The 12,541-nt window shown below is 36.7% G+C and carries 8 protein-coding genes; 7 read left to right on the top strand and 1 reads right to left on the bottom strand.

What is annotated here, in order from left to right; translation table 11 throughout:
- Positions 1–87 precede the first annotated feature (87 nt).
- Genes WKH56_RS12780 through WKH56_RS12750 form a run of 7 tightly spaced genes read left to right on the top strand, consistent with a single transcriptional unit; the run spans position 88 to position 11,962 of the window.
- Positions 88–1,614, top strand: coding sequence for an Hsp70 family protein (locus tag WKH56_RS12780; protein WP_328175442.1), 1,527 nt, complete (start codon positions 88–90; stop codon positions 1,612–1,614).
- A gap of 3 nt (positions 1,615–1,617) precedes the next feature.
- Positions 1,618–3,207: an Hsp70 family protein gene (locus WKH56_RS12775; protein WP_182420836.1), complete on the top strand. Its 1,590-nt coding sequence runs from the start codon at positions 1,618–1,620 to the stop codon at positions 3,205–3,207.
- 12 nt (positions 3,208–3,219) lie between these two features.
- Positions 3,220–4,305 carry a nucleotide exchange factor GrpE gene (grpE, locus tag WKH56_RS12770; protein ID WP_342835767.1) on the top strand — a complete coding sequence of 362 codons (1,086 nt, stop codon included), beginning with the start codon at positions 3,220–3,222 and terminating at the stop codon, positions 4,303–4,305.
- Positions 4,302–5,780, top strand: a complete 1,479-nt coding sequence (locus WKH56_RS12765) for an Hsp70 family protein (RefSeq protein WP_328105547.1) — start codon at positions 4,302–4,304, stop codon at positions 5,778–5,780. Before grpE ends, WKH56_RS12765 begins: the two co-directional genes overlap by 4 nt.
- 44 nt (positions 5,781–5,824) lie before the next feature.
- On the top strand, positions 5,825–7,702 hold the full coding sequence (locus WKH56_RS12760; protein WP_342835763.1) for a TcaA NTF2-like domain-containing protein: 1,878 nt from the start codon (positions 5,825–5,827) through the stop codon (positions 7,700–7,702).
- Positions 7,699–8,946 carry a beta-N-acetylhexosaminidase gene (nagZ, locus tag WKH56_RS12755; protein ID WP_342835761.1) on the top strand — a complete coding sequence of 416 codons (1,248 nt, stop codon included), beginning with the start codon at positions 7,699–7,701 and terminating at the stop codon, positions 8,944–8,946. Before WKH56_RS12760 ends, nagZ begins: the two co-directional genes overlap by 4 nt.
- Positions 8,947–8,983: 37 nt before the next feature.
- Positions 8,984–11,962: a pre-peptidase C-terminal domain-containing protein gene (locus tag WKH56_RS12750; RefSeq protein ID WP_342835760.1), complete on the top strand. Its 2,979-nt coding sequence runs from the start codon at positions 8,984–8,986 to the stop codon at positions 11,960–11,962.
- 48 nt (positions 11,963–12,010) lie between these two features.
- Here the strand turns inward: WKH56_RS12750 and WKH56_RS12745 are convergent, their stop codons facing one another.
- Positions 12,011–12,325 (bottom strand): hypothetical protein, encoded by a 315-nt coding sequence (locus WKH56_RS12745; protein ID WP_342835759.1) that lies wholly within the window; start codon positions 12,323–12,325, stop codon positions 12,011–12,013.
- Between the last annotated feature and the right edge of the window lie 216 nt (positions 12,326–12,541).

The following is a 12,541-nucleotide window of genomic DNA, read 5'->3' as shown; positions in this document are numbered from 1 at the left end:
AAAATGTTAATTGTTTAGTTCTAAAGTTTTGTTAAATAGATATTTTTGTATTTTTTTATTCTTTAATAAGAAAAAAGGAGTGGTTATATGGGTTTATCTGTTGGGATAGATTTGGGAACGAGTAATTCAACGGCTGCTGTATATCGCAGAGGGAAAGTTGAAAGTATTCCAATTGAAGGAAAAAAAGTGCTGCCCTCGGTAGTATCTTACAAAGACAACGGACAAATTTTAGTAGGGCATTCAGCTAAAGCGAGATTATATATTGATCCTCAAAATACTGTTTCTTCTTCTAAGCGCTTTATTGGAGATTCCAATAAGCAATACCATATACATAATAAAGCTTTAACCCCAGTAGACATTGCTCAGGAAATCCTAAAAAAGATAAAAACCGAAGCAAGTAAATATTTAGGTGAAGAAGTAAAAGATGCTGTTATTACCATTCCGGCTTATTTTACAGATGAACAGCGTGAAGCGACTAAAAAAGCGGGAGAACTAGCGGGCTTTAATGTGCTAAGACTGCTTTCTGAACCTACAGCTGCAGCTATTGCCTATGGTCTTGATAAAGAAAGAAACCAAACGATTATGGTATATGACCTAGGCGGAGGAACGTTTGATGTATCTATCTTAAAAGTAGAAGGCAATTCATTTGAAGTTGAAGCCGTTGATGGTGATTCATTGCTTGGTGGTGACGACTTTGATGAAAAAATTATGAACTATTTATTAAGTAACGTTTCTAATGGGGCTGCTGCTAATCAAATGTCCCCAGGTTCGCTTTCTATGCAACGTCTTAAGGAAGCGGCAGAAGAAGCAAAAAAAGAACTTTCAGAAAGTGACTTTACGGATATATCTATACCAGATATTTTTGGAACTCATATTGATGAAGAAGTGGACGTTGAAACATTTAACAAAATGGTTCAGCCATTGCTAGAACGAACGATTAATAAAATGAATGAGGTATTAGAAGAAGCTGATTTAACCAAAAGAGATATTAGCAGAGTGATATTAGTAGGTGGTTCTACAAGAATGAGAGCAGTGCAAGAAGCTGTAACTCAGAATATAAAAAAACCATACATAGCAGACAACGTAGATGAAATCGTAGCTCAAGGCGCAGCTATTATGGCAGCCAATTTATCAGCTCCTAGTATTGATACAGCACCTGTTCCTATAGAAGTAAAAGATGTTACGGCACATTCATTAGGTATTGGACTCATTCATGAAAATGATGAATATAGAGTAGCTCATTTGATTACAAGAAATACGGTAATCCCATGTACTGGTGCAGAGATGGTTGCTACTAGATATCCTAATCAAAAAGAGGTGAGGATGGTGGTATATCGGACAAATGACACTATCCCATTGGATGAAAATCAGTTAGGTGAATTAACATTATCTGTTACTCCGAGGGAAGAGCCAGTCAGTTTGGTTGCCTTATTTGAACTAGACAGCAGTGGAATTTTAACATTCTCGAGTGCTGAAATATCTGAAGAATTAGAACTATATAGAGAATATTCTCAAACTGGGGAAATTAATCTTCGAGCATTAAAAGAAATGATAGAAAATAAAGAATTAAAAATCAAGCAAGCTACAATCGACACAAATAAACAGGAGGCCTAATCCATGGCAATTATCGAAAAAAACAGCCCTTATATTCTTGGAATAGATTTGGGGACATCCAACTCAGCAGTTTCTATTTATCGTAAAGGAAAACCACATATGATTAAGCTGGGAAAAGAAGCAACGATTCCTTCTGTAGTCAGTTTCCGTTCTGAAGAGGATGTGCAGGTAGGGGAAACAGCAAAACGCCGAATTTTACTTGACCCGGAACGTACCATTTCATTTATAAAACGTGAAATGGGAACGGAGTGGAAGAAGGAATTCTTTGATAAAGCTTACCGTCCTGAAGACGTATCAGCGGAAATCTTATCTAAAATGAAAGAGTATGTGATTAATCAAGAAGATTTTGAATTAAATGGAACCCCTGCTTATGCAGTTATTTGTGTGCCGGCCAACTTTGATGATAATAAAAAACGAGCTACTCGAGAAGCGGCTGAATTAGCTGGTTTGAACGTAACGTATTTATTAGAAGAGCCTGTAGCAGCAGCTATTGCGTATGGAATGGAAGTAGGCAGAAACCAAACGATTATGGTATATGACCTAGGTGGAGGAACGTTTGATGTATCTATTTTAAAAGTAGACAGTGTCTCCGAAGATTCACAGGCGAAATTTACTATTCTTTCAAAAGAGGGAAATCCTGAACTTGGAGGATATGACATTGATCAAGTGATCATGAATTTAATAGGAGAAGATTTCAAAGCAAAAAGCAATCTAGATCTTTTCGACTTAGAAGCTGACCAAGGGTTATCAGCTACTACGTTGTTAGAAGCTCAGCAAAAGCTTCAAGAAGCCTGTGAGCACGCAAAAAAAGAGCTGTCTGAGACTGATTTTGTAGCTATAGAAATTCCAAATATTATTAAAGACGAATTTGGTAATGTTCACAATATTGATTATGAACTATCAAGAGAAGATTTTGAATCAGCTATCAGTCCATTGATTGATCAAACGATAGATACAATGAAAAAGGCACTGACAAATGCTGAATTAGACGTTCGCGATATTTCTCGCGTTATTTTAGTAGGAGGCTCATCTCGTATTCCATTAGTGAGTGGAAAGATTAAGGAACTGCTAAATAAAGAGCCTTATTCTAACATTGATCCAGATACTGTAGTGGCTCAAGGTGCAGCAATTTTTGGAGCAAGTTTAGGTGTACCTACTGATAAATTAGATGAAACGAACGACGGAGACGAAGAAGATAAGCCTAATACGGAAATCGAAATGAATAACATTGTTACCCATCATCTTGGAATTGAAATTGTTGGAGGACGCTTTAACGAAATTATTGAAAAAGGTCTTGAACTAACGCAAGATAAGCCTTCTGTTTCAGTACAAAAAGAATATAGCACTCATCAAGACAATATGACGGAAATACGAATTACAGTGTTTCAGACACCAGAACCAGTAGATTATGTAAGTGACCCTCAATGTGTGTGTATTGGAGAGTTCTTCTTAAGCGGAATTCCGGCAGCTCCGAAAGGGAAACATCGCATTCTAATTAACTTTGAAATCAATCAACAAAATGAAGTAATTGTAACCGCTAAGCTTAATGGAGACGACGAAGTAGTTAGTCAAATTACTATTCAAAGAAATTAGGAGCTGAATTAAATGATAGAAAAATCGGGACTGGTGCAAGAACTGCTCGTTCTTCAACAGCAATACGAAGGCAGACAAAAAGAGCTGGAGAAATGGAAAGCTGAATTTGACCGTTTGAGTCAAGAAACAGAGCAATTTATGTTTTCTTTTCATGAAAAATACGAGCAAACGACTATCGATGAAGAATTCACTAATGAATTGAAAGAAAAGTTAGAAAACAGACTGGAAGGAATCAGGCTCTCGGATAAAAGTGTAAGTCGCTTAATTCGCAGGCTTAATCCTGAGAAAGAAATTGAAACAGCTACCTCTGAGTTTATCTTGGCAGAAAAAATTGGTGAACAAATTAATAAGAATCGACAAGTAGATTCTGAAACAGAAGAAGTAGTACCAGACTCTGCATTTGATCTGCAGAATCAAGATGATGTTGAAACGACAGCGGAGGAAAATCATTCAGAAGCATTAGAAGTAGATGAAAACAACACGCAAGAACATGACATTCAAAATCAACCGATTGAAGACGTTTCTATTGAAAAAGAAGCAGAAGTTACAGAAGAGACAGAGAGTGGAACTTATAGTGAAAGTGAAGCAGCGCTGTTAAAAGAAGCAATTCGTTCGAACCAAAACGTTCTTGAAGAAGTAAATGAAAGAATTGAAGCAGCTGAAAAAAGATTTGTTACATTTATGGAAAAAGGTGTCGCTCCTATCATCGACGGTCTTTACAGTGGTAGTAATTATGCTAATGATCTGCTAGTTGAACTAGAACAGCAAAATCACGAACAGTTCTCAAAAGTAAAAGAGTGGTTAACTATCTATCCGCGTTTAATGAAAGATGTTGAAGCTTTATTTAATGAGTTTCACGTGGAGCTTTATATTCCTCAGCCTCAAGATACGTTCGATGAATACAAACATGAACCTATTGGCGTTGTTGAAGATGAAGAGCTAGAAGATGAGCAAATTAAAGAAGTTGTTCGATACGGACTTATCTATCAAAAGGAATTATTTGGTCAGTCTCATTTTCTCATTCGTCCAGCTCAAGTAATTGTTGTGAAAAATAAGTCAAAAGACCTTGTAGAAGAGAATAGAGGGAATGTTGAATGAGGCATGATAATGAAAAAAAACCGGTGCTAGGCATAGATCTAGGAACAACTTATTCAGCTATTGCTAGGTGGACGGAGAAAGGGCCTAAAGTTTATCAAAACCCTCGAAGAGAATATACATGGGCTTCCGTTGTTTATTATGACGAGCGTCAAGAAAAGCCGCTGGTGGGAAATTTGGCGCTAAAGCGTGCTTTAATTGACCCGGAAAATGCCATCATTGGCGTAAAGCGAATGATGGATGACGGGCAACAGAAAATTCAAGTAGGAAACAAAGAATTTACGCCTATTGAAGTATCATCTATGATTCTACGAGATGTATATGAATACGCAGAAAAAACAACTCCAGGATTCGATCCTGCAGGAGTTGTTGTGACGGTTCCTTATTACTTTACAGCGCTTCAGTGTACCAATACTTCTGAAGCTGCATCTTTAGCCAATCTAAATGTACTCGGTATTATCCAAGAGCCGGTAGCGGCAGCGTTAGCTTACGGTGTTCATAATGAAGAAGCTCTTCGAGATGAAATCATTATGGTCTTTGATTTAGGTGGAGGCACGTTTGATTTAACCATTTTTAGATTCACCAATAGTCCCGAGCGTCTATTATTTGAAGTACTGGCAACCGGAGGAGACGATCGTCTTGGAGGGTTAGACTTTGACGAAAGCTTGGCTGAGTTTATCAAAGCAAAAGCGAGTTTAGATTTTAACGGCCTAACTGTAGAAAACGAACTCAAAGCAAAAGCAGCATTGATGGAAGCAGCTAAAGAGGCGAAAGAAATTTTATCTTATGAAGAATACACAGATATTATTAAGCCTAATATTTTACCTGGACAGCATATTGAACTAGAAATTACGCGTGACGATTTTGAAGGATGTATCGCTCATTACTTTGAAAAAATGGACAGTATTATTGATAAAGTAATTGAAGAATCATCACTATCGAGAACAGATATTAGCCGAGTGATTAAAGTTGGAGGTTCCAGTCGTATTCCAAAGATTGATCAAATTCTCTCGCAAAAAATCGGGGACAATAAAATCTACGGAGATATAGATCCAGATTTATGTGTCGCACAAGGAGCAAGCATATACGCAGCCTTTTTAGATGGACGCATTGAGTGGTCTAAAGAAATTGAAATTCAAACAGCTACTGCTCACGCTCTAGGTGTAGAAGCGGCTAAAGGAGAATTTAGTACGCTTATTCCAAGTAATCGACGCACACCTTGTGAAGTCACAAAAGTGTATACCTTAGACACAGATTATTGTGAAGAACTAGATATTGATTTGTATCAAGGTTCCTCAAAGTATATTCGCAATAACAAAAAAATCGGTACGATTAATGTGACGGGGCTAAAAAAATGTAAAGCAGGCGAGTTAGACATTCATATTACGTTCCGAATTAGCCAGCAGCAGTCCGTTTCTGTCACGATTGTACAAAGAGAAAGTAATATTAGGAAAGTGGAAAGTGTGAAATTAACCTAACGATAGTTTCATAACTTGTTAGATAAAGGATAAGGTGATCACTATTGAAAATAGAAGGCTATGATATAAAAAGAGAACTTTTTTCTTTTGAAAACGTGACAGTATATGAAGTGATAAAGCAAAGTGACGGTAAAAAATTTCAATTACGCGTCATGAAATTAATCAACAGCGAAGATAGAGCAAGTGAAGATCACTGGTACCATCAATATGAAGATTATCAGCTCAATATTAATAACTACAAGTATCTTCCGCGTGTTTCAATGATTGCAACTCAAGATCAACTTTTTGTCTATGCTCTGCTAGAAAGTGAAGCAGGTCAGACTTTAAAAGAAAAAGGAAGTATTGAAATTCATGAAGTTGAACATTTAATTGATGCGCTTCGTCACCTTCATGCACAGCGTTTTGTACATGGATTTATCTGCCCAGAGAATATTTGGATGAGTGACGAAGGAAAGCGTACAGTTTTATACGGCGCAGGAGAATATAAAGCTATTAGTAACAGCTATGATCCGAAACAATCTTCTGATATCACACAGCTAGTCGATATCATCTCTGATTATTCAACTGTTAATGAAGAAATAATTGAAAAGTTAAAGGCTAAAAGTAATCTGTCTCTCGGAGAAATAGCGTCTATTCTAGACGAAGCAAAAGAGATGAATCCTAGAGTTCCCAAGCCCAAGCTAGTAGAGCGGGAAGATAAAGTCATCCCTACGGCTCCTTCTATACCTGAAAAAGAAGAGAAACCACAGCCAAAAGAAAAACGAGAGCAGTATAAAGAACAAACAGAAGAACGAAAAGAAGAAAAAACAGAAAAAACGAATGAAGAGAAACGTTCAAAAGAAAAGAAAGCTGTACCATTCGTATGGAAAGCAATGACCGGTGTGTTGGTTGTTGCTGTCATGGTGCTTTTGTTTATGGTTGGTAAATCCTTTAATAATGAAGAACCGGCTCCTGTAGAACAAACAGCAGCAGAAGTTACAAAAAATAATCAGCAAGAAACACCAAAGGCTGATGAAGGTACACAAGATAACACAGAGGCAGAGGAACAGCCTTCTGTTCAACAAGAGCCCGCTCAAGAAGAGGAACCTGTTGAAGAAGAGGAAGGCCCCAGCTACACAGCACAGCAAGTTAGTGATTTTATGGCGGGGTACTCCAGTGACAGTATTGAAGCGGTGAACAGTCGAAACTTTACTGTTGTAGAAGATTCACTTGATCCTTCAGGTAAAGCCTATAAAGAACAGCGTGACTATCTTAAATATCTTGAAAAGAAAAACATTACAGAAGAAAGCTTAGGATTTACTGTTAACAAGGTTGTATCCGTCGATCAATCAACCTATAAAGTAACTACGCAAGAAGAATATGAGATTTTTTACGATGACGGTTCGTCAAAAATAAAGAGTTTTAGCAGTTCTTATATCGTAAAAGTTTTAGCAAATGGAAATTTGGCTGTTAACGAACTGTTATATACTCAAGAGCTCTCTTCTTCAGCAAATGAAGAAGCAGACGATAGCTCAACGGCTTCAATTGCGCCAACTATCCCAGCACAGCCTGAATCATCTTCGGATGATTCAGGAGCTATTGAAAGCACGATTCGACTTCATTATGGAAGTATTAGCAACGAAAATTTTTCAACAGCGTACAATTTGTTTTCTTCGTCATTTAAACAACAAGTAAGTCAAACGGTTTGGGAAAAAGGACTTCAGCAAAACATGTACGATGAACTAGGTGCAGTAGAAGTAAAACAAATAGATGCTAATCGAGCTACAGCATATATTGAAATGACTTCATATGACGATAACAACGATGGCACAACACTAGTACAAAAGTGGGTTGGAAACTGGAATCTCGTTCAAGAAGGTGGCAGCTGGAAACTAAATAAACCTGAACTAAAAAAAGTTAGCTCCAAGGTTGAGGCACAATGAAGCGCGTAAGCAAGATAGCGCTTCTTTTTCTAATGGCAATTTTAGTGGTTACAGCAGTAAGTTCACTTGTGCTTAACACATCTAAGTCTAAAGTTGCTTCTGAGAATGTAAAAGGTGAGTCTAGTAAAGAAACAACTCCAAAAACGGCGTCAAATCATGAAAAACAAAATAGTGTGACAGAAAAGGTAGATAGCTTAATGACCCGCATGACGCTTGAAGAAAAAATTGGTCAGTTAATGATAATTGGCTTTCAAAGTGGTGAAATGGATGAACATGTTCAAACGATGATTAAAGATTATCACGTAGGAGGCATTATCCTATTTGATCGCAATATGAAATCACCTGCTCAAGTAGCTGAACTAAATAACCATCTTCAGCAGCTGGCCCTGAAAAATCAACATCATATTCCTTTGCTGACGAGCGTGGACCAAGAGGGTGGAGCTATTACTCGAATGAAAGACCAGGTTTCTTACCTTCCTTCTCATCAAGAGCTCGGTAAAGAAAAGAATGTTGAACAAGTGTATGATACAGCTTATCGTTCTGGAAACGAATTAGCGGCTATGGGATTTAATTTAAACTTTGCACCCGTTTTAGATTTATCCAATATCGACACACGTTCGTTCGGAAAAAACCCTTACCTTGCGAACGATTATGGTAACGAAGTCATTAAAGGATTAAACGATTCAGGAATCACAGCAACCTTAAAGCACTTTCCTGGAAATGGACGAAGTGATATAGACCCGCATCAAGAAACATCTTCTGTAGAAGCAAATCAGCTCGATTTAGAAAATAGTGATATTTATCCTTTTAGGAAAACCATACAGAATGTAGATAACAATCGCTTTTTTGTGATGGTTACACATATTAAATATCCTGCTTACGACAAAGTAAATCCAGCTAGCCTGTCTCCAACCATTATTCAAACGCTATTAAGAGAAAAGCTGGGCTACAAAGGAATTGTCATCACAGATGATTTAGAAATGGGAGCGGTAAATAAATACTTCACACCTAGAGAAATGGGATACAAAGCATTAAAAGCAGGAGCAGATATTTTGCTTGTGTGTCATACGCTCGAAACGCAAGAAGAACTCTTTAACGGTGTAGTAGAAGCTGTTCAAAACCATAAACTCTCTGAAGCTCGTATTGATGAAGCCGTGAAAAGAGTACTGACGTATAAGTTAAGCGCTATTGATTCAACTTATTCGGATCCAGAGCTTGCTGAAAGAATAGTAGGTAAAAAATAAGAAAATTAAAATTATTTAAAGTTAAGGAGAATGTTAAATGAAATTTAAATTAAGTATTGTACTGGTTTGCCTACTGGCTTTCCTATCATTTTTTAATCATACAACTTATGCACAAAGCATAAGTGCAAATAAAGGAAATCTATCTTCTGGTATCGCTGTACAAGGTAAATTATCATCTAGCAAGGCAACGGACACTTATAAGTTTACTACTAATAAAGATGGAGAAGTTTATATAAGCTTAGACCAAACAACAGCAGGATTTTCTCTATATCTTTACGATGAAAATGGTAAGACAATTACTTCAGATTCTTACAGTTCTAGAGGTAGTAAAATAGTGTTAAAAGAAGACGTGCAAAAAGGCACTTACTATGTAAAAGTATCTCCTTATAGTTGGAGTGGGATTTCAAGTGCAACATATCGGTTAAAAGCGACATATCCAGGAAATATTACCCGTAATGTTAATACCTTTGAACCAAATGACACAATGGAAACAAGCATGAATATCAATTCAGGTCAAATCTATAAATCTACCAGTGAATCAGATATTGATCAAGATGTTTATCAATTTACAACGAATAAAGACGGAGAAGTATACATTACTCTTGATGAAACAACGGCTGGTTATTCAATGAATCTATACGATAAAAATGGAAAAAGAATAGATGGAGATTCTTACAGTACAAAAGGAAATACCATTGTCATCTCCGATACGGTAGAAAAAGGCACATATTACATTAAGGTAAATCCATACGAGTGGAAAGGTGTAACAAGTGCAACGTATCGTTTAAAAGCAACATATGCAGGAAGCATTAAGCGCGATGTGTCAACTTTCGAACCAAATGAGACACCAGATACGGCTATGGATATTAGCTCTAATAAGTATTATAGTTCCACTAGCTACTCTAAATCAGATCGAGATGTGTATAAGTTTAAAGTGAATCAAGATGGAAATACAGTCGTGCAGCTGGATAATACGACGGGCGGCTATTCAATGTACCTGTACAATGAAGATGGAAAATACATGGGTGGAGATTCTTATAGTTCTCGAGGAAAAACTATTGTAATTAAAGAGAACCTTGCTAAAGGTACGTACTATATTAAAATTACTCCATACAGCTGGAGCGGAATTTCAAGTGCAAGCTATCGTTTAAAAGCGACGTACCCTTCAGATACAACAAAACCAGATAGCGTAAAAGTAACGGTAAAGTCGAAAACAACGAATAACGTAACGTTAAGTCTAAGCGCTCATGATGCTTCAGGGATTAAACAGTATGAAATCTATCGAAATAATAAACTAGTAAAAACAGTAGGGAACGTAAAAGAATATACGGATGCGAATTTGCAGCCAAACACAACGTATACGTACAAAATTAAAGCGTTTGATCCTTCTAATAATGCGGCAGAGAGCGGAACCGTTTCAGTGAAAACACTGCCTAAAGATACAACAAAGCCAGATAGCGTAAAAGTAACGGTAAAATCGAAAACGACAAATAGCGTGACGTTAAGTCTAAGCGCTCATGACGCTTCAGGGATTAAGCAGTATGAAATCTATCGAAATAATAAACTAGTAAAAACAGTAGGCAGTGTAAAAGAATACACGGATATAAACTTGCAGCCAAACACAACGTATACGTACAAAATTAAAGCGTTTGATCCTTCTAATAATGCGACAGAAAGCGGAACCGTTTCAGCGAAAACACTGCCTAAAGATACAACAAAACCAGATAGTGTAAAAGTAGCCGTAAAATCGAAAACAACGAATAGCGTAACGTTAAGCCTAAGCGCTCATGATGCTTCAGGGATTAAACAGTATGAAATCTATCGAAATAATAAACTAGTAAAAACAGTAGGCAACGTAAAAGAATATACGGATACAAACTTGCAGCCAAACACAACGTATACGTATAAAATCAAAGCGTTTGACCCTTCTAATAATACAGCGGAAAGTTCAGCAATCAATGTGAAAACAAATCCAAAAGGCGGGCTGCAGTCGGGTGTGTTCGTAGAAGGGAAAATGGTATCAAGCAGTGCTGGAGACACGTATACTTTTACGACCAACAAAGATGGAGAAGTCTATATTACATTAGACCAAACAACAGCAGGATATTCGATGAATTTATACAATCAAGATGATGAATATATAGCAGGAGACTCTTATAGCACAAAAGGAAATAAAATTGTAATAAATGAAGATGTCCAAAAAGGTACTTATCATATTAAAGTAGAGCCATATAGCTGGAGTGGAATTTCAAGTGCCACATATCGAATAAAGGCAACATATGCAGGAGAGATAAGCAGAAATCCTTCAACGTTCGAGCCGAATGAAACAAATGAAACAAGTATGTCTATCAACTCAGGACAAATGTATACATCAACAAGTGAATCGAATATTGATCAAGATGTTTATCAATTTACCACAAACAAAGATGGAGAAGTTTATATTTCGCTAGATCAGACAACAGCAGGGTATTCGATGAATTTGTACAATCAAGATGGCGAATATATAGCAGGGGACTCTTACAGTTCAAAAGGAAGTAAAATCGTAATAGATGAAGAGATTCAAAAAGGTACTTATTACGTTAAAATTAAACCATATGAATGGAGCGGCACGACGAGTGCTACCTATCGAATAAAAGCGACCTATGCAGGAACAATAAAAAGAGACACAGCGACGTTTGAACCAAATGAAACAATTGAAACTGCAATGAACATAGTATCGGGTCAAACCTACAGTTCAAGCTCATATTCAAGTGTGGATCGAGACGTCTATCAATTTACCACAAAAAAAGATGGAAACGCAAAAATTGTGCTAGATAACACAAAAGGCGGCTATTCCATGTACCTTTACGATCAATATGGTGAATATATAGCAGGAAACTCTTACAGCTCGGCTGGCAACGTTATAGAAATTAATGAGGATCTTTCACAAGGCACTTATTATGTTAAAGTAACACCATACGAATGGAGCGGAATATCTAGCGCTACGTACCGGGTAAAGGCAACATATCCTAAGTAAGAAAAATAGTTCGAAAAAGACGCTTGAGTTCAAGCGTCTTTTTTGATGTTAATTATTGAACGTATGTAAAAAATCACTTAATGCTTCTTCTGTTGGGAACTTAAATGAATATCCAAAAGAAATTGGCTGTTTGCCTCCGTTTAACCTCTTTGGAAAATGTTTTAGAGCTGTGCTATGAATTTTTCCATCACTTTGACTTAAGTCAATATCAAATGAAAGAGGGTTTACTGCAAGGTTTATTTCCTTTGTTGGCAGTAAATATACAATATCTTCAGTTTCTTGATGTTTGTATTCAACTCCTTTTGTTGTTTCATTTGTTAGTTCGAAATTATGAGTTTCAAAAATGTGCCGCAAATTGTGCATTAGTAAGGCTCCCATCTTTCTATGAATTACAAATATTATACAAGAATGCAAGGGATTGTTGTATAAGAGAAGGCTAACTAATCAAAATGTTACTCTAGTACCAGCATACATAAAATTTTAAAAGAAAATAAACAGAGACTGTAAACAACTTAATCTGAATGTCGATATATAGTATGAACATATCTTCTCAAGGGATATGTTTGATTACTGTCATTC

The organism is Priestia sp. SB1, assembly GCF_038898415.1.
The sequence above is the reverse complement of the archived record's forward strand: the minus strand, read 5'-3'. Positions and strand labels throughout refer to the sequence as shown.

Bases quoted from the DNA above. Each gene is read 5' to 3' on its own strand.
- WKH56_RS12780 (WP_328175442.1), top strand. From the start codon at position 88: ATGGGTTTATCTGTTGGGATAGATTTGGGAACGAGTAATTCAACGGCT.
- WKH56_RS12775 (WP_182420836.1), top strand. From the start codon at position 1,618: ATGGCAATTATCGAAAAAAACAGCCCTTATATTCTTGGAATAGATTTG.
- grpE (WP_342835767.1), top strand. From the start codon at position 3,220: ATGATAGAAAAATCGGGACTGGTGCAAGAACTGCTCGTTCTTCAACAG.
- WKH56_RS12765 (WP_328105547.1), top strand. From the start codon at position 4,302: ATGAGGCATGATAATGAAAAAAAACCGGTGCTAGGCATAGATCTAGGA.
- nagZ (WP_342835761.1), top strand. From the start codon at position 7,699: ATGAAGCGCGTAAGCAAGATAGCGCTTCTTTTTCTAATGGCAATTTTA.
- WKH56_RS12750 (WP_342835760.1), top strand. From the start codon at position 8,984: ATGAAATTTAAATTAAGTATTGTACTGGTTTGCCTACTGGCTTTCCTA.
- WKH56_RS12745 (WP_342835759.1), bottom strand. From the start codon at position 12,325: ATGCACAATTTGCGGCACATTTTTGAAACTCATAATTTCGAACTAACA.